Source organism: Shewanella sp. 10N.286.52.A9, assembly GCF_041468985.1.
GTDB classification, from domain to species: domain Bacteria; phylum Pseudomonadota; class Gammaproteobacteria; order Enterobacterales; family Shewanellaceae; genus Shewanella; species Shewanella japonica.
In genome coordinates, this window is record NZ_JBFRJQ010000016.1 from 16154 (window position 1) to 37406 (window position 21253).

The 21253-nt window shown below is 41.3% G+C and carries 15 protein-coding genes and 1 riboswitch; of the genes, 9 read left to right on the forward strand and 6 right to left on the reverse strand.

Annotated features, from left to right (window positions below; genetic code table 11):
* Positions 1 to 285: 285 nt before the first annotated feature.
* The 5 genes from AB4128_RS13390 to AB4128_RS13410 all read left to right on the forward strand — a co-directional run bounded on the left by AB4128_RS13390 (position 286) and on the right by AB4128_RS13410 (position 8591).
* The gene (locus AB4128_RS13390) at positions 286 to 3963 is read left to right on the forward strand and encodes an ATP-binding protein (RefSeq protein ID WP_372037973.1); all 3678 of its coding nucleotides are present in this window, start codon (positions 286 to 288) and stop codon (positions 3961 to 3963) included.
* Positions 3963 to 4652, forward strand: a complete 690-nt coding sequence (locus AB4128_RS13395) for a hypothetical protein (protein ID WP_225442170.1) — start codon at positions 3963 to 3965, stop codon at positions 4650 to 4652. Before AB4128_RS13390 ends, AB4128_RS13395 begins: the two co-directional genes overlap by 1 nt.
* Positions 4649 to 5869, forward strand: a complete 1221-nt coding sequence (locus tag AB4128_RS13400; protein WP_372037974.1) for a phosphoenolpyruvate carboxylase — start codon at positions 4649 to 4651, stop codon at positions 5867 to 5869. The genes AB4128_RS13395 and AB4128_RS13400 overlap by 4 nt, the downstream gene beginning before the upstream one ends.
* A 592-nt stretch (positions 5870 to 6461) precedes the next feature.
* On the forward strand, positions 6462 to 7706 hold the full coding sequence (locus AB4128_RS13405; RefSeq protein WP_055022669.1) for a dicarboxylate/amino acid:cation symporter: 1245 nt from the start codon (positions 6462 to 6464) through the stop codon (positions 7704 to 7706).
* A 129-nt stretch (positions 7707 to 7835) separates the two neighbouring features.
* Positions 7836 to 8591 (forward strand): thioredoxin family protein, encoded by a 756-nt coding sequence (locus AB4128_RS13410; RefSeq protein WP_372037975.1) that lies wholly within the window; start codon positions 7836 to 7838, stop codon positions 8589 to 8591.
* An 86-nt stretch (positions 8592 to 8677) separates the two neighbouring features.
* On the opposite strand, the gene AB4128_RS13415 is transcribed toward AB4128_RS13410, so the two are convergent.
* The gene (locus AB4128_RS13415; RefSeq protein ID WP_372037976.1) at positions 8678 to 9670 is read right to left on the reverse strand and encodes a class 1 fructose-bisphosphatase; all 993 of its coding nucleotides are present in this window, start codon (positions 9668 to 9670) and stop codon (positions 8678 to 8680) included.
* A 234-nt stretch (positions 9671 to 9904) separates the two neighbouring features.
* Here AB4128_RS13415 and AB4128_RS13420 point away from each other — a divergent pair, with 234 nt between their 5' ends.
* A complete protein-coding gene (locus AB4128_RS13420; protein WP_372037977.1) occupies positions 9905 to 12175 on the forward strand; it encodes a DPP IV N-terminal domain-containing protein in 2271 nt (756 codons plus the stop codon).
* Positions 12176 to 12226: 51 nt separating this feature from the next.
* Here AB4128_RS13420 and AB4128_RS13425 read toward each other — a convergent pair whose 3' ends face one another.
* On the reverse strand, positions 12227 to 12370 hold the full coding sequence (locus AB4128_RS13425; RefSeq protein ID WP_160319065.1) for a hypothetical protein: 144 nt from the start codon (positions 12368 to 12370) through the stop codon (positions 12227 to 12229).
* A 48-nt stretch (positions 12371 to 12418) separates the two neighbouring features.
* Positions 12419 to 13135: a two-component system response regulator ArcA gene (arcA, locus tag AB4128_RS13430; protein ID WP_055022666.1), complete on the reverse strand. Its 717-nt coding sequence runs from the start codon at positions 13133 to 13135 to the stop codon at positions 12419 to 12421.
* A 682-nt stretch (positions 13136 to 13817) separates the two neighbouring features.
* On the opposite strand from arcA, the gene AB4128_RS13435 reads away from it, so the two are divergent.
* From AB4128_RS13435 to AB4128_RS13445, 3 genes are all read left to right on the forward strand, one after another.
* Positions 13818 to 14252 carry a DUF3293 domain-containing protein gene (locus AB4128_RS13435; RefSeq protein ID WP_372037979.1) on the forward strand — a complete coding sequence of 145 codons (435 nt, stop codon included), beginning with the start codon at positions 13818 to 13820 and terminating at the stop codon, positions 14250 to 14252.
* Positions 14253 to 14704: 452 nt separating this feature from the next.
* Positions 14705 to 14881, forward strand: a riboswitch (Lysine riboswitch).
* A gap of 143 nt (positions 14882 to 15024) precedes the next feature.
* Entirely contained in the window at positions 15025 to 16374 is a 1350-nt protein-coding gene (gene lysC, locus AB4128_RS13440) for a lysine-sensitive aspartokinase 3 (RefSeq protein ID WP_055022664.1), read from the forward strand.
* Positions 16375 to 16427: 53 nt separating this feature from the next.
* Positions 16428 to 17567, forward strand: a complete 1140-nt coding sequence (locus tag AB4128_RS13445; RefSeq protein ID WP_192022091.1) for a succinylglutamate desuccinylase/aspartoacylase family protein — start codon at positions 16428 to 16430, stop codon at positions 17565 to 17567.
* Between the two features lie 60 nt (positions 17568 to 17627).
* Here the strand turns inward: AB4128_RS13445 and AB4128_RS13450 are convergent, their stop codons facing one another.
* The 3 genes from AB4128_RS13450 to AB4128_RS13460 form a co-directional block, all read right to left on the reverse strand.
* Positions 17628 to 18758: a site-2 protease family protein gene (locus tag AB4128_RS13450; protein WP_192022092.1), complete on the reverse strand. Its 1131-nt coding sequence runs from the start codon at positions 18756 to 18758 to the stop codon at positions 17628 to 17630.
* Between the two features lie 99 nt (positions 18759 to 18857).
* On the reverse strand, positions 18858 to 19238 hold the full coding sequence (locus tag AB4128_RS13455) for a DUF4144 family protein (protein ID WP_372037980.1): 381 nt from the start codon (positions 19236 to 19238) through the stop codon (positions 18858 to 18860).
* A gap of 178 nt (positions 19239 to 19416) precedes the next feature.
* A complete protein-coding gene (locus AB4128_RS13460; protein WP_372037981.1) occupies positions 19417 to 21084 on the reverse strand; it encodes a DUF342 domain-containing protein in 1668 nt (555 codons plus the stop codon).
* Positions 21085 to 21253 lie beyond the last annotated feature (169 nt).

The following is a 21253-nucleotide window of genomic DNA, read 5'->3' on the forward strand; positions in this document are numbered from 1 at the left end:
TAGTTAGCGGTTTTTCGGTTGCAGCTTTTACTTGGTAGTGAGTTAACACCTTAAAACGCCAAAACCTGCTCACAATTGTATGCTGATTAAGCAAATTATACTTCAACTGCTGCTTTGTTAAGCGCTGTTTTGAGTTATGTTAGCGTATCATTTAGGCCAATTTAATCAGCGAAATTGCTTCACGCATCGCTTTGATTTAACTTATTAGCATAAGAAAATTGCTCACAACAATAACCGTGATAAAACGAGTTTTTGCTTTCGCAGATAGTGCGTAAAAGGATCCCAATGCCAAGCTTGATCAGAATCGTATTAATCAATACCCATTTACCGGGTGTCGTTGAATTACAACTTGATGGACATACCAATATTTGTGGTACCAATGCATCAGGTAAAACGACATTACAACGACTGGTACCTGTATTCTATGGTGAGTACCCAAGTCGAGTCGTTCCGTCGACTAGGGATAGCTTTGAGCGTTGGTATTTGCCTCATGATTCAAGCTACATCATTTACGAATATCAAAAGAGCGATGGCAAGCTATACCAAGCGATTATGGCTTCTGCTGGTGATGGTAAAGGGGTTAATTACCGGTTTATTGCCAAAGGCTTTGAGTTAGATGATTACGTAAAATCACGTAATGGCGACACCATTATTTGTCATACCATGGCTGAACTTGGTCGTGAAATGAAGCGTGCCCAAGTGACTCACACTCATTTGCTAAATACCCGAGAGTATCGAGCCATTATTCAGCACGATCGCAGCTTACTCACCACAGGCGGCAATAAAGGCGAGCTGCGCACTTATGGGCATCAATTCTCCTTATGTGATAGCGAATACTCACTACGTCATATTGAAAAACTCGCTAAAGCGGTGCATTCCAAAGAAGGAAAAATGGAAACCGTTAAGTCGATGGTAGCGGCGATTCTAGAGGAAGATGGCGTTAACCCGCCCACATCACGTTTAAACCCTCAGCGAGTTGAAAGTTGGATCCGTGAAAGCCAGTTAGTACAAGGTTTTGAACAAATTCGCCCAGAGTTTGAAAAACTAGAGCAAGAGTTTAATCAATTACTCAGTGCTGAACTTCGTTTAGGCAGTTTAGCCAAAGGTTATCGCGCAGATGAAACCTTTGAGGCAGAAAGACAAGAGTTAAGTCAAAACGAGTCTAAAGATGCCAGCTTACAACTACGCATGTTAGATGAAGAGTGGAAAGAAGCAAGGGACGAAATAAGCCAAGAGTTATCATTTGCACAAGGTGATACTCGCAAGTATGAGGCTGAGCTTGATGCAATTGAGGATCAATATGAAGGTTTCTTAAATGCCAATATTGAACAAGCCAAAGCCGATTTAGACAGTTTAGATAATTGGCGTAGTGATTTAGAAAATCTAACAGAGCGTCATAAACTGCAAACTGAAAAGCATCAAGATATTGAAGCAGCTTACAGTAGTCGACGTAGCAAGATAGCAGAGCAGCTTCATCGTGAGCTTGAAACGCTCCATGAAGAACAAGATGAACTGCGTGAAAACCGTGATGCTCAGCGTGAGGCCGCTTCAGAAGATTTAGCTAATCTTGAAAATGTTTGGCGCGAAAAAACTGATGCGGGTAAAGCGACATTTGCGGAACAAGAATATCAGCTTAAATTGACTCGTGGTGAACTTAGCCACCAAGTTGACGGTGTGACGTACACTGAAGAAGAAAAAACCACGTTAGCCATTTTTGATGAGCGCATTAGCCGTGCAGATGAAGAACAAGAAATCTGTAATCAAAAGGTCGATCGCTTATCCATAGACGAACGTAAATTACGTGCTAAACGCGATCAAGTGAGTGAAGCGCTGCGGATTGCGAGTGTCAGAGTGAATGAACGTTTAGCTGATGTTGATGATGTTAAAGGGATATTATTTCCGCAGTCACACACGTTACTTGAGTTTTTACGTAAAGAGTCACCAGGTTGGGAGCAAAGCTTTGGTAAAGTGATAGCACCTGAGTTGCTTCATCGCACCGACTTACATCCTAATGTGGCAGGCAGTAGCGATGACGCGCTATTTGGTATTGGGCTTGATTTAAAGGCGATAGATGTCCCTGATTATGCTGCGTCCGAGCAAGATTTACGCTTGCGGTTAACCAAAGCAGAAGAGGCTTTATCTCAAGCTGAAGAGCTAAAGGCTGAACATGAAGATCAGCTTGTTATGATTAATGATGAGTTAGATAACCTCAGTAAAGAACTGACTTTTGCACGAACGGCGTATAAAAATAGCCGTGAAGATGTCAGGCGTTTATTTGATGAAAAACGTAGCACTCAGACTCAAATTAACCAAGCGTTAGCAGATAGAAAAGCCCATGCCGCCAAACGATTAGTGCAGCTTGATAATGAGCTCAAGCAGCAACATAACCAACATCTAGAGTGGCTAGATGAGCAAAAAGACCAAGCGCTTGAAGCTCGAATGGAAAAAAATGCTTATTGGCAAGATGTTGTCGGAGCATTAGACAATCAGCTCGCACAAATCAAAACCAATATTGAAACCCGTCGCATCAATGCTAAACAAGAGCAAAAAGCCTGTGATACTTGGTATAAAAATGAGCTTAAATCTCGTGGGGTTGATGAAGCTGCAATTGTGGCGCTTAAAGGGAAAATACGAGAACTAGAAGCGCAAATCAGCCATGCTGAAAAACGTCGCAGTGATGTATTGCGTTACGATCATTGGTATCAAAACGCCTGGCTTGTCAGCAAGCCAAAGTTGCAAACAGACTTATCTAAAGTAAAACAAGCCGTGCTTGAACTCGAGCAACAACTTGCGAATAAAACGGCTGAAGTTAAACAGCGCAAACAGCAGCTAGAGACGGTTAAAAAAGCCTCTGATGCAGCACAAGTTGACGCATCAGAGAACTTAACGAAATTGCGTGCAGTGATGCGTAAACTCGCTGAGCTTAAATTACCTACAAGCAAAGAAGAAGCTGATGGCAGCATTGGTGAACGTTTAAGACAAGGTGAAGAGTTACTTTTACAACGTGACTATCTTCTAGGTTCAGTGAAGCAATATGTTGAACATTTTGATTCCGTTATTGCCAGTAAATCTGGTTCAAGCCTCGCTGAGTTTTGGGAGCGTGCTCGTGATGAGTCTAGCTTTACCAACGATAAAGGTATTCGATTACTGGATTACCGTAAGTTAGTGCCCCAACTTGAACAATTATTAAATGTGATGGTACCGCAATCACTTATGGCGATTCGTGAACAAGGACGAATTTTTGGTATCGACTTAACCGCTTACTACGATGTATTAGCTGATATCGATAGACGTATTGCTTCACAAAGTGCTCGCATTACCCGTGAAGTCGGTGAAGAGTTATTCCTTGATGGGGTATCTGAATCGGCAGTTAAGATTCGTTCTCGCATTAGTGAGTTAGAGTTCTGGCCTGAACTGGAAGTGTTTGTGAAAGCCTTTAAGCAATGGAAAGCAGATGGTTTCAGTCAATTACCTGATGAGCACTACACATCAAGCATGCGTCGTGCGCTAGATATTATTGGTCGTGCAGCGCTTTCGGGCGGTATTGCCAAGCTATTAGAAATTGAGCTGCGCTTAAAAGAAGGTAACAGCGATTTAGTTATACGTACTGATAGACAGCTTAACGAGTCTTCTAGTCACGGTATGGCGTATCTCATTCTGTGTAAGTTCTTGCTCGCATTTACTCGCTTATTACGTGGTAAAGCGGATGTCACGATTCATTGGCCTATTGATGAGCTGGGTACTCTGCATCATACCAATGTGAAAAAAATCTTTGATGCCTGTGTGAATAACAACATTAGCGTATTAGGGGCTTTCCCGAATCCGGAGTCTGAAGTACTTAATCTGTTTGCTAACCGATACATCATTAATAAACAAACACGCAAATTGCAGGTGGTGAAACCGAAAAGCAATCCACTGGCTGAGCGATTAAGTCAGCGTGCCAATAATAAGGAGGCGATCTAATGTCTGAATCAATGCAATCACCTTTGTCTTCTAAAAGTGTAGCGCCTTCAGAAACCACCTTGGTCGGAACCGGAATGCTTATCGAGCAATTATTGCGTGGTGAGTTTATCTGTCGCACCACAAATGAAGATGGTTGGCGTGCTTTAAAAAGCCCGCATACCTTTGAGAAAATTGAACAGTATTTAAATCAAATTAATCGTACGATTTCTTCGGCAGCTGAAGGAGATGTCTTTTTTTGTGGTTATCAGCAGTTAGGCGAGCAAGAAAAGAAAGTGATTTCTAGCCAATTTAAGGATATTTGCTCAGCGCTGGTGCCATTAGTTGAGTGGCTGGTTTTAGTTCAAGAAAGCAGTGGTCAAGATGCTCCTTTAAGTGAAGGTGCACCGATCCGTTTGACTGAGCTTCAAGCGCGTATTGAAGACACCCCAGCTTTTATGGAGCAATTGGCTAAGCTAAGTCATTATCGATTGTTTGGCTCCACCAGTCACAATGTTGATAATCAAATCAAGCTGGTATTTAAGCGTTTAGTTGAACTAGGTTATTTAGTTAAACCCAACAGTGAAAAGCAAATTTACATTGCCACAGGTAAGCTTGATTATTTATACGAAGTGATCCGCTTTATTGATGAAACAGAAGGATTAAGCCTTGAAGCTCAAGCTGAAACTGCGACACAAAGGGATTTAGTATGAGTAATAATTTACATCAAGCAGGGGTTAAGCTGCTAAAGCAGTTAAGCCGTCATGCTGATGTGGTTATGGATGCCTATTTAGCGGGTTCTGTCAGTGAATCAACGCATGACGTTGCTGTGATAGAAAAGCTAAAAAAGAGTGGTATTTTATGGCGACCAGAACCCGATGAGGCCTTACGTCTTAAGCGTTCAGTGAGAGCATTACTGGAAGAAGCGTTGAGCGATGAGCGCAATCGTCAGATTGATGCCAATGTTGGCTCTGCGTTTAGTACGATTAAAACGTTAGCCGATCATTATAAAGAAGCACGGCATAATATTGATTATAGTGCTGCTGAGGCTTACTTAGCCGATTTAAGTGAACATGTTTATAGCTTCACCGATAGCCTAAGATATTCTATTAGGGTGTTGTGGAGCCGCATTAATAACGAGTTCGGTTATGTTGGCAGTATTAGTGCAAAAATTCGTGAGAATGAACTTGCACAAAGCCAAGTGTCTGAGTTGCTTAATGGATTGGAAATGTTCCAGTTCAGTGAATTGAGTGACATTGCTGGTGATATTCGAGAGTTAAGACGACTGCTTGTCACTAACTTGCAAGAAACACTGAGCCAATGCACTCAAGAAATTAGCGCTGTTCAAGGGCGATTACTTGAATTGCTAGGTCGGTTTAGGCAAATTCAGGGTCGTACTCGTCTGCTTAAAGGCTTTTTGTTACATACTGATCTGCATCCAGATTACCAGCCTGAAAACCACGTCGGTCATAAGCACGTGCCAAACTTATTCAATTGCGCCGACGCAATGATTAAGCCTGCCAGTGTTGACGTTAATAACAGTCAGCACGAACTAGTGTTATTAGATGTAGTATCTAAAGTAAAAGCCATTAGTCGTGACTTATTGCCAACAAAAGTACGTGAGCACAATGTGGCAACGACCATGAGTGATGTAGAAGATTTCGACATCCCTGATAACCCGCTTAAACTGGCTGTGGATCAATACTTTTGTGAAGTCATCGATTCAGGTCTGCGACAGTCAGCGCTAGAGTATCTTCATGCTAATAAGCTCGAATGGGAAGCTGAAAACTGGTTATATCAGGTGATTGGCGGTTATGAAGGTTTACCAGATGAGCATAAGGTTTACTTTGAACTTGAACCGATTGGTGAGCCTGACCCAATCTATAACGGTAACTTTATGATCCATGATGTAGAGCTGTGGCTGGCCTAATCCCGTTATCGGCTCGTTTGATAACATGTTTTTGTATTTAGTGTATGCCTATCGAGTGTGTTAGATAGCCTAGAAAGCGATCATTGAATTAAAGCAGTTGACTAACCTCAACTGCTTTTTTGTTTTCATGTATTTCCAAAGAGAAATGTAACTAGAGTCTACCTGGTTGTTACAACTTGACCTCTTTTTGTTTTCCTTGCGTTAACTCATATTTCGATTTGATTTAGCAACATATATTACCCATGTGATGCACTATGGGGTGAAGTCGAAATATTAACCCGTATACTAGTGACTTTAACTTTTCAGTCTTTTAAACACGATATGTTTAGCTGTTAAAGGGATGTGTTTTGGTGAGCAAAACTGGCTTTGACTCTTAAATGATTAATGTTTTAGTGTAAGACCTTTAAAATCAGCTGGTTAATTATAGTTGTAAATCTGCCGTTTCAATGGGAGTAACAACTTATTGATCTCTAACATTGAAATGTATTGCAACTTGTTTCAGTATCGTGGTCGCTAAAATAATTAAAACAATTTTATTGTCGTTTTTAGGTGTTTGCTTCTGAAGTCGGCTTGAACTAGGAATACAACAATCATGGTTAAATCATTATCAACTCGAATTTTTATCGGGTTATTCTTAGGGGTATTTCTCGGAAGTATCGTCCAATTTGCGCTAAATGATGTAGCGTTCTTTTCTGGGACATTAGTCGACATTGCATCGGGCATCGGAAAGATGTTCGTCAATATGATCATGATGCTTGTTGTGCCTTTAGTGTTTGTGAGTATTGTTTGCGGTGTCTGTGAACTGCAAGATTTAAAAAGCTTTGGCAGGCTTGGTGGTAAAACATTTGGTTTTTATATCATCAATACCCTAGTGGCTATCACAGCAGCATTTGCCGTTGCTATGCTCATAGAGCCTGGTAAAGGGATCGACATGACAAGCAATGTCGATGTGGCCATTACAGCGACTGAATTACCCAACTTAATGACGCTTATCGTGAATATCGTGCCGAATAACCCGTTCTCGGCATTTACTTCGGGCAATATGCTTCAGGTTATCTTTATGGCGCTGCTACTTGGCGGCGTGATTAAATCATTAGGTGAAGTTGCCAAAGGTGCTGTAAAAGGCTTTCAAACTGCAAATATTATTATGATGCGTTTGATTTCTGTTGTGATGAATTTGGCTCCTATTGGTGTGTTTGCGTTGATGTTCAAGTTAGGGGCAACGTTAGAGCCAGAAATTTTCTTCAGTGTTGTGCAGTATTTATTACTCATTTTAGGGCTATTGTTGCTGTGGATTTTTGTGGTTTACCCATTCGCAGTCAGCTTCTTCACGCAAGTGACTGCCAAGCAGTTTCGTGAGAAAACCCGCGAGCAAATCTTATTCTCGTTATCAACCGCAAGCTCAAATGCCACGATTCCGGTTACTATGCGAACCTTGACTGATAAGCTTGGTGTTAATCGTGCCGTTGCTGGTTTTGGCGTTCCGCTTGGTGCAACGATGAATATGGGCGGCGTATCGATTTATATTACTATCGCGATTTTCTTTGTGGCGAATGCCTTTGGCATGCCAATCAGTGGCGAGCAAATCCCAGCATTATTGTTCAGTGTGTTTTTACTGTCAGTGGGCGCTGGTGGTGTTCCAGGTGGCGGGATGGTCATGATTGGTGTGCTTATCCATCAGATGGGCTTACCTGTTGAAGCCTTTGCGATTGTGGCAGCGCTTGACCGTATCATTGATATGGTACTGACTTCATGTAACGTAGTAGGTGATACCGCGGTATTAACTATCGTTGATCAAACTGAGAAGCCGCATCAATTAGAAGCTGAAAAAGCTTAATGCGATGAGTCGATTCACTATTAAATGAATTAGTTCTTTTAATAAGCTAGATAAGGGTCTGCATTTGCAGGCCTTTTTTGTATATGCTGATAAGGTAAATCAGTATCACTGACCAAAAGGGAGCGTTAAGTGAGATTAGCAATTGGAATATTATTAATACCATTGATGTTATTGATGGGCTGTCAGTCAACAGAGCACCATGCTGAAGCATTGCCGCAATATACATCTATCGCACACGATAATGATCTGCAAAGAGTTGAGTTGGCTCAGTCAAAGGCTTTAGAGCAAGGAAAGTTATTGTTAGTTGTGATGGGAGCACAGTGGTGTCATGACAGCAGAGGTCTGGCGGGTAACTTTTCAGACCAAACAATGCAGCCTATTTTAATCTCACGTTTTGAAACCGTATTCGTCGATGTGGCATATTTTGACGATATGCATAGCTTACCGCAAAAGTATGGTTATCCTGCTTACTTTGGCACACCGACTGTAATGGTTATTGATCCAAGAACAGGGCAATTACTTAATGAGGCAAGTTTATCAAAATGGCAAAGTGCTGACAGTGTTCCGTTAGATGAATATATCGATTTTTTCTCAACCATTGGCACTCAGCCTGTTGAATCATTACCAACATCACCGCAACTAGATGAGTTCATTGATGCTAATGTGGCCCACTTAAAACAAGGTTTTGATTATCTACGCCTAATATGGGCTGCGGTGAGAAATGGTAACGCTGGCGATTCAAAAGAGCTTCAAGCGGTTGCGACAGAAGTGTGGCAATACAGAACGCAGTTGCAAAAAGATATTATAGTAATGAAGCAAGAGCTGGCAGCTAACCCGCAAACAGCGCTGGCTTTTCCTGAATATGGTAAATTCAGTTGGGAATAGGGAATCGTTGAGTCAACGTATAAGTTTGGGTCGATAGCTTAATAAAAAAACCGCCAATTGGCGGTTTTTTTATTAAGTGTGCACGATTATGCAATATCTGGTTCGTTACTATAATCAAGCCCATGATAGCTCAAGCAAGTATCAACTTCATTGGCACTACCTAAGATGACCGCTACACGCTGGTGAATCGCTTCTGGTTCAATGTCTAAGATATCGCCATAGCCAGTAGATGCCTTACCACCGGCCTGTTCTACTAATAGTGCCATAGGGTTTGCTTCGTACATTAAACGCAGCTTGTATGGCTTCTCTGGGTTTTTATTGTCAGTTGGGTACATGAAGATACCGCCACGACATAATACGCGATGAACATCGCCCACCATCGCAGCAATCCAGCGCATGTTAAATGACTTTTCTCTAGGGCCAATGTTACCCAGCAATAATTCACTGATGTAAGTTTGCATTGGTGCTTCCCAAAAGCGCTGGTTTGACATATTGATGGCAAACTCTGCAGTGTCTTTACTGATGTTAACCGCTTCATCAGTAAGTAAAAACTCATTGGTATCAGGATTTAGGGTGTATAACTGAGTACCTTGGCCAGTGGTTAATGCCATCATGGTTGATGGTCCATAAAGCACGTAACCTGCAGCAAGTTGCTGACGACCATTTTGTAAAAAGCTGGCTTCTGTTAATTCGCCATCTTGTGCTGGCAAGATTGAAAAAATAGTGCCAACAAGCGAATTGATATCAATGTTTGATGAACCATCTAAGGGATCAAAACACACAAGGAATTCGCCTTGTTTATTGACTTCAACGACATAATCTTCTTCTTCTGATGCGAGTCCACGCACGTTTCCTTCGGCTTTTAACGCATCTTTAAGCATGTCATTAGTGATAACGTCGAGCTTTTTCTGAGTTTCACCTTGAACATTTTCTTGCTCTGTTGCGCCCAAGACGCCAGCAAGTGCGCCGTGGCGAACCGCTTGACTGATGTCTTTCGAACAGTCAGCTAAGCGCAAAATGAGTTGTGAAAGTGAGTCGGGTACTGCTTGTTTTGTAAGGGTTTGTGTCAAAGTTTGCATGCTTGTTCCTAAGACAGTAGAGGTTAAGGTCGGTAACCAGTGGTTAATGTTTTAATTTATTGGCAACGATAATACCTCAGATTGACGCACAATACAGCGTGAAAAAGTTGAGCAAGTTAGGACGGGATACCGATTTGTTATAAACTCAGGCAAAATAACGAATTCTAGTAGGCATTAGGTTAAATAAATAATTCAAATAATGAAATTTGCCTCGGTTTACAGCAAGGAATAACAATGACAAATAAATGGAAAGCGACATGGTCAGCTGTGTCGGTAATGTCGTTAGCATTGGCTGGCGCACTGGTTTCTTCACAAGCAATAGCGGCGACGAAAATGACAGGAAATTCTACCCCACTCACCATCGAACGTATTCATGCATCGCCTGCCTTAGCAGGAGCAAGCCCAAGAGGGTTAAAGCTGTCACCTGATGGCAGTCGAGTAACCTACCTTGCGAGCCGTGAGGATAACCAATATTTGTTTGATTTATGGCAAATGGATATTAAGACATCTAAACGTAGCATATTGCTTAATGCTGATGATTTAGCGTCAGGCGAATTATCGGATGAAGAAAAGGCTCGCCGCGAACGCCAACGTATTTATGGTCAAGGGATCATGGAGTACTTTTGGGCAGAAAACAGTCAATCTTTGCTTATTCCTGCTGCGGGTAAGCTTTATTACTTCACTTTAGCAGACAATAAAACGGTAGAACTGGATACGGGTGAAGGCTTTGCTACTGACGCAAGATTATCGCCAAAAGGAAACTTTGTTTCGTTTGTACGTGAGCAGAATATTTTTGTCCTAGCCTTAGAAACGTCAAAACTCATCCAACTGACTTTTGATGGCAAAGGGCCGATAAAAAATGGTATGGCTGAATTTGTCGCCCAAGAAGAAATGGGGCGCATGACAGGTTACTGGTGGTCACCAGATGAAACTTCCATTGCCTTTACTCGCATTGATGAGTCAGGCGTTGAGTTGGTGACTCGAAATGAAATTTATGCAGATGGCATCAAACTGACTGAGCAGCGATATCCATATGCTGGAAAAGCCAATGTTGAGATTGAGCTTGGTGTTATTCAATTAAGCGATGATTTATCTGACAACCTTGTGTCTTGGGTCGATTTAGGCAGTGAAAAAGACATGTATTTACCACGAGTAAAATGGTTACCAGATAGTCAGCATTTGTCTTTTCAATGGCAAAGCCGAGATCAGCAAGCATTAGATTTACGTATTGTGAATGTCACAAAAAAAGCCGCAGCCAAAACCTTAGTTGCTGAACTCAGTGAAGCTTGGGTGAATTTAAATGATGATTTACATTTTTTAAAACAACAAGATTCATTTATTTGGGCCTCTGAGCGAGATGGATTTAATCATCTTTATGTCGTGGATTTAAATGGCAAGGTACAAAGACAGCTAACCCAAGGCGACTGGGTGGTGGATGCGCTTGAACTGGTAGATGAAAAAGCAGGTTGGGTTTATTTCTCTGGTCGAAAAGATAGCGTGGTTGAGCGTCATTTATACCGCGTGCCATTAGCTGGTGGTAAAATTGAGAAGTTATCATCTCGTAGTGGCATGCATTCAGCAGTGTTTGCAGATAATAAGCCTGTGTACTTAGATTATTTTAGTAGCTTAAGTCAGCCACCACAGGTGAGTTTACATGATGAAACGGGTGAACAATTAGCTTGGGTTGAACAAAACGAAGTCACTAAAAGCCATCCTCTATATGACTTTGCTGGTTTGTGGGAAATGCCTGAGTTTGGCGAGCTTAAAGCTGAAGATGGCCAAGCATTACAGTATCGCTTATTTAAGCCTGTACCATTTGATGACAGTAAAAAGTATCCAGTAGTGGTTCGTGTTTATGGTGGTCCACATGCGCAATTAGTCGTTAATAGCTGGAGTGAGGCGGATTACTTTACTCAGTATTTACTTCAACAAGGCTTTGCAGTATTTCAGCTTGATAATCGTGGCTCTGCCCATCGCGGCACAAAATTTGAGTATGTAATTTATCAAAATATGGGCGATGCGGAAGTTGAGGATCAAAAAGTCGGGGTTGATTACCTGAGAAGCTTACCGTTTGTTGATGGTGATAATATTGGTATTTATGGCCATAGTTATGGCGGGTACATGGCGCTTATGGCGCAGTTTAAAGCGCCTGATTATTTTAAAGCGGCAATCTCTGGGGCTCCGGTAACGGATTGGCGTTTATATGATACCCATTACACAGAACGTTACATGGGTCACCCAGAAAAAAATAAAAAAGGGTATGATGCAGCGAGCGTTTTACCATATGTGAAAAATTATCAATCAGGTTTGATGATGTATCACGGCATGGCCGATGACAATGTATTGTTTGAAAACAGTACGCGTGTTTATAAGGTATTGCAGGACGAAGGTAAATTATTTCAGATGATGGATTATCCAGGTTCGAAACATTCAATGCGTGGTGAGAAAGTGAGAAATCACCTTTACAAATCATTGGCTGCTTTCTTGGAAAATGAGTTGAAGTAAATGGCTGTAGTGGTACTCATTGCCCTCAATTTGATTGTGGGGGCATTGTGTTTAAAGAATTTGATAGAGTTGCTCAACAATAATCGTCGCCATTAAAGGGATGTTAGGTTTAAGGATAAGCAAGTAAGTGCGAAATGCACTTTGGCGAGATGTCATATGCTGATCATTGTAGAAACGTGACTGATAAAAAGTCATAAAAAAAGCCAAGTCATTGACTTGGCTTTTTTGTATCACTATTTGTGATTAGTCTTCTAAGTTACCGCAAAAACGATAGCCTTCACCGTGGATAGTCGCGATGATTTCTGGCGTATCAGGTAAGCTTTCGAAGTGCTTACGAATACGACGGATAGTAACGTCAACAGTACGGTCATGTGGCTTAAGCTCACGGCCAGTCATTTTCATTAACAGGTCTGCACGAGTTAAGATTTTGCCTGGGTTTTCAACAAAGTGAAGCATTGCACGGAATTCACTACGTGGTAGCTTGTAAGACTCACCTTGTGGGCTAACTAGAGAACGACTGTTGATTTCTAAGCTCCAACCATTGAAACGGTAGAATTCAACTGAACCTTTCTCTTCTACTTCTGCGCCAGTGCTATTAACACGAGTTAATAAGTTACGAGCACGGATAGTTAATTCGCGTGGGTTAAATGGCTTAGTGATGTAGTCATCAGCGCCAATTTCTAAACCAAGAATTTTGTCAACTTCGTTATCACGACCAGTCAAGAAAATAAGACCGATGTTGTTGATTTCACGAAGTTCACGAGCTAACAATAAACCGTTTTTACCAGGAAGATTGATATCCATAACAACAAGATTAATCTTATTATCCTGCATGGCTGTGTGCATTTCTGCGCCATCGTTTGCTTCAGTTACTACATACCCTTCTGCTTCAAAAATACTGCGCAGAGTATTACGGGTTACAGCTTCATCTTCAACAATAAGAATGTGTGGGTTTTGCATGTTATTTACCTAAATTAAAAACAATTCGATTCTAGTCATGTTGCACTAGGGCGGTGGCACTGCTTATTTATGAAAGTGCCGATAATTTTTCAATTTCACGATAGGTGTTTATCTATGTCTGCCCTGAACAAAACACGCTTCATGACTAACTACATTATATACATTCAGCTTAATACATCATTAAAGTGACATACGTGACATAAATGTGATCATAAAAAATCAATACTTAGATTGTATGCTGAGTATTAATTGACTCACAATCAGTCGAAAGATCTATTAAAACAATGATTCATAAAACTATGAGATTAGATTGCTCGTTAAAGTTCCTTGGCAAACTAATTATTGTTCTATATTTATATCATCTAAAATGTAGAACAAAATGTACAAGCTTGAAAATTTAGTAGCAATTAAACTACTGAAGTATGTAACTGCTTGTATCACTGTTAATAGTTATGTAGCAAAATCTAGCTAGTGATGATTATTGTACTCGTTTTAGGCATTTGTTAACAAATGAAATGTTAACAAATTTACTCTCTAGAATTGTTACAAAATTGGTTTTTTAGGTAAGGTGCTGATTTAACAGGTTAATATAATTATGGTTCTTGTGACTTGTATCACATGGGCTGTCACTGTAATAAAGGGTTTGCTACTGTAAACTGGGTTCAACAGAGAAAATGAAATAATGGAAAATGCAATTGAGTGCCTTTGGCACAAATATCAAGGGACACAATTCTTACTAACGCAGAGACTTGCGAATGATATTCCTTTTGCAATCGTCACTGCTCATAACCCGTTAGGGAGTATCTTAACTCCTTGTCAAAACCGTTTGCTCGACCGCCAATTACAAACCAAAATCGAACAATATAAGCGTCCATATCGTTCGCTTATTGGAGCCGCTCCCGATTTATCTCATATGGAAAAAAGCTGGGCTATCTTTATTGATAAAGAACAAGCTTTGGAGCTTGGACGCGAGTTTAAACAGCATGCAATCTATTATGTCAATCAAGGTCGTTTGTCATTAGTTGCTTGTGGCGATGCACCTGATAAAGAAGTGATGATAGGCGATTTTATGACTCGCACTCAGGTGGTTAATGAGTTGCCTGATCTTCATGAGTAATTTATTGATTGATAAAGCAGTTCCGTCAAGCTGATACTGCTAGTCACCTATTATATCAACGCATTAGGGCTGCTGATAAACCCACTTTATTATAGACAAGGTTATTTATAATAGCGCTGTATTGATTTGAACTAGAAATAGCTTATGGAAGGCCGACCTATCTAAAAATGCCTTTATTCAGAGTTTGAAACTAAAACTTCCCTTATGGTCTATTTAATATAGCTAAATACTGTATTGTTAGCATTTTACGTTAAAGTTAATGCTTGCTTTCATATCTTTAGTGTCTGTAAATAAAGCTATTTTTATCCTAACTATTTAAATATCTAAGCTGATGTGATGACAGCGAGTGTGAATGTCGTATATTCAGTATTCAGTTATTTAGTAATTTTATTACATTCCATAATTGACTTAGGTGGTTATTTATTGGTATTTTTCAATTTCTTCCTGAGGGAAGAAACAGAAGAGGAGCGTTAGCTAGGTAGTAAGTGCGAGGAAAACCAATTCCTAAAACCACTTATGAGGGAGATTAGCGCCGAGGTATGTCAAATGGTTGGTTTCATTTCATATCGGTCGATTAGGCTGAATCCTAACGATTGTCACCTATTCATTGGTGGAGAGCTTCTGGTGAAGATTGCTGTTTCCCTTCTTATAAGGGTGCGTTATCACTGCACCAGGCTCTTCGAACGAAGTAAGTTCGGAGTGTAATCATGTTTTTTAATCTAAGTAGTCAATTCGCATTTGTATGTCAGCCTTCAAGCGTGGAGGTGTCAGTATGAGCTTAGTTGTAGCTAAATTCGGTGGAACCTCTGTGGCAGATTACGCTGCAATGAACCGCTGCGCCGATATTATCTTAGCGAACAGACATACTCGAGTCGTTGTTGTTAGTGCATCCAGCGGCGTAACTAATTTATTGGTGGAGCTTACGCAAGCTAATGTGAATGACAAGCGTCGTTTAGCATTACTGACGCAAATTGGCCAAATTCAATATGACATTGTTGATCAGCTCGATCGTCCTCAAGATGTTGCCGCAGGTATTGATAAGTTACTTAGCCGTATGTCAGTGCTCAGTGATGCGCTTGTATTAGATCGCAGTAAAGCAATCATTGATGAACTACTTTCAATGGGAGAGCAATGTTCCTCATTGCTATTTTCTGCTGTTATTCGTGAAAAGGGCACTCCTTCAAGTGCATTTGATGTCAGACAAGTATTACGTACAGACAGCCATTTTGGCCGCGCAGAGCCGCAAATAGAGCAAATAGCATCGTTAGGTGCTGAGCATTTAGCACCACTATTAGCCAATGAAGTTATTGTTACGCAAGGTTTCATTGGCGCTGATGACCAAGGGCGCACCACTACTCTTGGCCGTGGTGGTAGTGATTATTCAGCAGCACTGTTGGCTGAGGGCTTAAAAGCTGATGCGGTAGAAATCTGGACCGATGTAGCAGGTATTTATACAACCGATCCTCGTCTTGCTCCCAATGCTAGACCAATCCCTGAAATCAGCTTTAATGAAGCCGCTGAAATGGCAACATTTGGTGCTAAAGTATTGCATCCTGCGACGATTCTTCCTGCCGTTCGTCAACAAATTCAAGTGTTTGTTGGTTCAAGTAAAGCGCCAGAACAAGGCGGTACTTGGATTCGACATCAAGTAGAAAACGCTCCCGTTTACCGTGCAGTTGCATTAAGACGTGATCAAACCCTGCTTAATTTGCACAGCCTGCAAATGTTGCATGCACAAGGCTTCCTTGCTGAAACATTTGCGACATTAGCCAAGCACAAAATCTCAGTTGATCTGATTACTACTTCAGAAGTGAATGTTTCATTAACGCTCGATAAAACAGGATCAGACTCTAGCGGTCAGGGGTTATTGAGTGAGTCATTACTGCAGGAGTTATCACAGCATTGTCGAGTTCGTGTTGAAGATAAATTGGCGTTAGTGGCTATTATTGGTAATAAAATTGCCTCAACAGCAGGGATTTGTAGCCGTGTCTTCTCAGTATTAGAAAAGCACAATGTGCGAATGATTTGTCAAGGCGCAAGCCCGCATAACTTATGTGTATTAGTAGCAGAGTCTGAAGCGGCAGATGTGGTCAATTCATTGCACCAAAATTTATTTGAATAAAAGGAAGTGTTCACCAAGTAACAATGCTTGGAACATATGAGGCTAAAGAATATATGACAGAAGCGAATCGCACCTCCAACGCTCACGTATCTACAGTTCAATTAGGTGAATTGGCTACTGGCCAAGCGCTAACAGCTCCTATTTATACGTTTAAAGGAAGTGATAGTGCTGCACCATCTGTCTATATTCAAGCCAATGTTCATGGCGCAGAAGTGCAAGGTAACGCGGTAATTCATCAGTTGATGACGCTATTGGAAGGCCATCAAATCTTAGGTGATATACATTGTGTTCCTTTAGCTAACCCATTGGGGATTAATCAAAAAAGTGGTGAGTTTACTCTTGGGCGATTTGATCCTATTACGGGAGTGAACTGGAATAGAGAATATTTTGAACATGCCGCAATAGTGGCAGACATTCCTAATTGGTATCAAGCAAACAAGGCTTTATCAAATAATGAGTTGTTCGCCGCATTTCGAGTGTTATTAGCACAAAGCTGTCAGCAACGTTTAAATAACTCTTGGGGAATTAGCACGGGGCATCAACTCGCGGTGACACTACAATCGATGGCGCATCAAGCGGATATTGTATTGGATTTACATACCGGCCCTAAGTCTGCAAAACATCTATATTGCCCAGAGTATGATGTCGCATCTGCGGCTTATTTCTCAATTCCTTATTCATTGGTTATTCCTAATGAGTTTGGCGGTGCTATGGATGAGGCTGCATTTTACCCGTGGTGGCAGCTCCAACGCTTTTGTGCGCGTCAAGGGAGACATTTTGACGTCCCCGTAGCGGCGTTTACGCTTGAATTGGCGAGTCAAGAGCGTGTCGATATGGCTGATGCAGAACTCGATGCGATGGGGATCTTGGCGTACTTAAGTCATAGAGGTGTGATCGCAGAAAAAGTGCAACCTGCAGCAATGAAGCGTTGGGGATGTGATTTAGCTAACTATAAAAAATTCCATGCACCAAAAGCTGGATTAGTTGAGTATTGCGCAGAGGTAGGACAACCTTTGAAAGCTGGTGAGCCGTTAGTGACCCTTTTACGACTTGATCAATACGGAACAGAGAATGCCATGACGACAATCAGTTTACCTTGTGATTGCGTTCCTGTACTGCATTTTGCCTCAGCTTCTGTGCATCAAGGGACAGAGCTTTATAAGGTAATGACTAAGGTTTTTGAGATCAGTTAATGGTGAGTCGCTGGCATTAGCAATGATATTGCAAACTGCCAGCGATAGCATATTGAAGTATTAACTCTTTAAAATTTCAAGCGGCATAGCCAGCATCTCGTCGCCTGAAGCTGCAAAATACCAAATAATAGCGATAAGTAGACCAACCGTTAAAAAGTACCAAACCGTTGAGAAAATTTGCCCATACCTATCTAAGGGCAACAGGTGACTTTGGTGTCGAGTTTTCCACTCAAATACAATCTCTAAACTACCAATTAGCAACAAGAACCCTAATAAAGCTAGCCCCAAGCTATAACTGATAAACACGCCTATTGCCGCTCCAGAGATACAGGCTATTAACCCTACCATGCTGTTCATCGAAAAAGTGATGCTTTTAAGAATATGGCCGCCATCTAAGGGTAAAATTGGCAGTAGATTAAACAGATTTAGTAAGGCGTTAAAACTGGCTAAACCTGCAAAAAAGATATTGCCGGTGATCCAATAAGCGACCATGCAGGCTATTGACATCAAGAGGCCAAATGTTGGCCCCATGATAGAGATGACGACATTTTGCCATCGAGTATTTATTCGCTCATCACTGACAGCTAAACCGCCCATGAATGGGATAAGGTAAATCCCTTTGGTTTTCATACCAAAGTGCTTCATGGCTTTAATATGGCCATATTCGTGAACAACCAGACAGGCAATTAATGCTAGTGCAAATTCAATTGAGAATAGCCATGAATAGGCCGCGACACTTGCCGCAGCGAGCATAGCTTTGACAACTTTGGCACTTTTTAATAGCTTGAACCCAAGTGAGGCTAAGCCAATCATACTGAATTTTTGCGTTTTAACAGGAGCGACTTCAGGCACTTGTTGTTCGATATCTTTAGTATTTCTCTGCCCTTGAGCTACTGTGTCATTATCAACCAAAATCGTGTAGTTAATGATAAAAGGCTGCCACTGGACATCAGCCTCTACTCTTACTTTTACAATGGTTTTACTGGTTTCAGTAATAATGTCATCAGTCGTTGCTCCTGCCATTGAAGCGGGGCGCGATAATTCGAATTCGTGCACATTGAAAGCCTGGTTATCTGCTGATGCCGATTTTTGAGAGACTAATTGATTATCCCAATAAAGTTGTTGCCAACCGGCCATAGAGCCTTCTAATCGTAAACGTTTGCCAAGGCATTCTATATTCAGCAGTTCCATATTTTTTGCTGTTCCATTGTTGTGTGATGAGTCATGATGAGTGAAGTAGCGATGGTGAAATTGCTAGGCATTTTGCCCGATAGGTTGCAGTGACTCAAGCTAAATAGATTCAAGATATGCCACAGTGTCGATACCTTGCTTGATATCCGTAAACACCAGTTTGGCACTGCAGCAATGACCATTAAGGGTTGCATGTGTGCGTACGTATTGAATAAAGGTCACTAAATCTATGGGGTGCTGGCTTGCTCTAAGTTGTGGTAATGCCGCTGTTGGGTCATTAGCCTGATGTTGTTGAGGGTGAGCTTGCGCCTCGATAACAATATCGAATGTAGAGCCCTCGCTATCTAATAACCTATCGTTACTACTTATGAGGTGCAGTTGTAAACAACAATACTCTAGCCAGTCAGTCTGATTAGCGAGGTAAATGAGCTCTTCACTTGCTTGCTGTTTTATAATTGCTGGCCAACAAATCGCTAGCATCGAATTCTTCTCTAATGGTCAATAAATTCAGTCAACTTGTTAACTGTTTCCTAAGTACGATTTTTAGTAAAAAAGCGATTAGGTTTCTCACGTTGAATGTTTTATAAGTTGCTGTTTGATAGCAACAATTACCATGCTAATTGCTGCGTTAGCTGATCCCGAACGGCCAAGTTAGAAATTAATGGCTACCATAATCGAAACTGATTTCATTATGGAGGTTTTTAACATGACAAGGGCCATGTTCACGCTGGGTGCGATTTTGCGCTGGGCCAATATGAATCTCTACATTGGCAAAGATGTGTTTCTCTGCTTGCACAAAATATTTACTGTAATAGCCATCCACTTCTTGCTGAAGTTGCTTACATTCTGCTTCAGCTTTCGCACGGCGATTGGCGATTTCTTTTTTCTCATCAAGCATCATTTTCACTTGCTCAATCATTCCCGCATCTGTTTGCCACTCCGTTTTAGGAGGCAGCTTTCTCAAGCGAGACTCGATATCTAATCCTGCGACAACAAGCAGCTTAGCTTGGTCATCACTGGCTTTAGCCTCAGCTTTGAGCTCAGTTTGATCCATGGCGCAATAAAGCTCAGTCTTAGTGCCAGCCGTTGCGCCAAAGGCTACAGCCTTAATGCCTTTTTTAGCGGTCGCTCGCCCACCGACAAGATCGCCTCGTCTGGCATTAGGATCGCTAACGGTAATGACATTGTCTGAGACTGAATGGCTATGAAGCAGTTGTTTAGTGACTAAGATGTCACTTTTGGCGGTTAAATTGGAATATTGCACAAACTGAGCACAGATTTGGCCACGGGCAGTAATATGGGTACTTAACTCATGCTCTTTAATTTGTCGGCCAATGACTCCTTTACTGACAATTACATCGCCTTGGGCTTCAAGGCTAGCTGAGTCTACAAACCCCATAACAGTAATGTCACCAGTGCTTTTTACTTTCATACCCTCGTGGACATCGCCAGTGATTAAGACACTACCTTCAAAATCAACATGGCCGTATTTTACGTCAACATCTTTAATTTGCAGCACATCATCTACTTGCATACCTTTTGGTGTTTCAACAGGTTGACCAGATACTGTTGCGACAAGTTGGTTGGTATCGCTACTTAATAATTCAGTGCCATTACCCGGCTTCATTTGCAGATCTTTGCCCTCAATCTGCATGATAGGTTCCCCGTGTACGTTATAGCCTGGAGTACCGGTAGTCGCAGGCGTTTTTATCATTAAAACGTCGCCTGGTTTCACCATGATCATTGCGCCCAGATTTCGCATGTCGACAGAGCCATCTTCACGTTCTTGAGGTTGTAATAACCGTTCACGAGCAAGGGGGACTTGTCTTGTTAATGTTGCATTAATGCCATTTACAGCTAATTTGCCAATGGCGATTTGGCTACTGCAACTTTCACCCGGCGGTAAAATCGCTAATTGCTGGATCAGAGATTGAATTTTAGGTTTGCTTAATCCCATTTTGACTTTATGGGATTTTAGGGTGTTGAGGATCATTGGAAGTGAAGGGTCTTTTCCACCCCATGCTGATTCTAATGTCATAGAGGCCGACATTTTATCTTCGCTGATTTCTATGGTCACACTGCCATCAGCTCGTTCACCAATGATAAAAAATAACTCATGTTTACCATTGTCATGAGTGCTGAGGGCATTAACTTCAGCGACACAATTATGAATATTGTGGGTTAACGGTTTCAGCATGGCAAACTCTGCCTGCGTCAGTAGCTGTTTTACGTCATCTTCAGAAATTGGCCCATGAATATTGGGCGTAACACGAAACTCTACTTGGGTTTGAGTTTCATTAAAAACAGCCATGCTCCAATCCAGCATAAAAACCCTTATTAGCCATGAGACTTAAATGCGTGTTAGCTCATGTATTGTTTTTCATAATGTGTGATGTTGATATCAAAATGTAGCTGTTTTTATGAATAAAGACTAGATAATTATCAAGCTTATGAGCGCAAATTGAGAATTAGCACTCATCTTTCTTTAGTTGTTA

Bases quoted from the DNA above. Each gene is read 5' to 3' on its own strand.
- AB4128_RS13390 (WP_372037973.1), top strand. From the start codon at position 286: ATGCCAAGCTTGATCAGAATCGTATTAATCAATACCCATTTACCGGGT.
- AB4128_RS13395 (WP_225442170.1), top strand. From the start codon at position 3,963: ATGTCTGAATCAATGCAATCACCTTTGTCTTCTAAAAGTGTAGCGCCT.
- AB4128_RS13400 (WP_372037974.1), top strand. From the start codon at position 4,649: ATGAGTAATAATTTACATCAAGCAGGGGTTAAGCTGCTAAAGCAGTTA.
- AB4128_RS13405 (WP_055022669.1), top strand. From the start codon at position 6,462: ATGGTTAAATCATTATCAACTCGAATTTTTATCGGGTTATTCTTAGGG.
- AB4128_RS13415 (WP_372037976.1), bottom strand. From the start codon at position 9,670: ATGCAAACTTTGACACAAACCCTTACAAAACAAGCAGTACCCGACTCA.
- AB4128_RS13420 (WP_372037977.1), top strand. From the start codon at position 9,905: ATGACAAATAAATGGAAAGCGACATGGTCAGCTGTGTCGGTAATGTCG.
- AB4128_RS13425 (WP_160319065.1), bottom strand. From the start codon at position 12,370: ATGACTTTTTATCAGTCACGTTTCTACAATGATCAGCATATGACATCT.
- arcA (WP_055022666.1), bottom strand. From the start codon at position 13,135: ATGCAAAACCCACACATTCTTATTGTTGAAGATGAAGCTGTAACCCGT.
- AB4128_RS13435 (WP_372037979.1), top strand. From the start codon at position 13,818: ATGGAAAATGCAATTGAGTGCCTTTGGCACAAATATCAAGGGACACAA.
- lysC (WP_055022664.1), top strand. From the start codon at position 15,025: ATGAGCTTAGTTGTAGCTAAATTCGGTGGAACCTCTGTGGCAGATTAC.
- AB4128_RS13445 (WP_192022091.1), top strand. From the start codon at position 16,428: ATGACAGAAGCGAATCGCACCTCCAACGCTCACGTATCTACAGTTCAA.
- AB4128_RS13450 (WP_192022092.1), bottom strand. From the start codon at position 18,758: ATGGAACTGCTGAATATAGAATGCCTTGGCAAACGTTTACGATTAGAA.
- AB4128_RS13455 (WP_372037980.1), bottom strand. From the start codon at position 19,238: ATGCTAGCGATTTGTTGGCCAGCAATTATAAAACAGCAAGCAAGTGAA.
- AB4128_RS13460 (WP_372037981.1), bottom strand. From the start codon at position 21,084: ATGCTGGATTGGAGCATGGCTGTTTTTAATGAAACTCAAACCCAAGTA.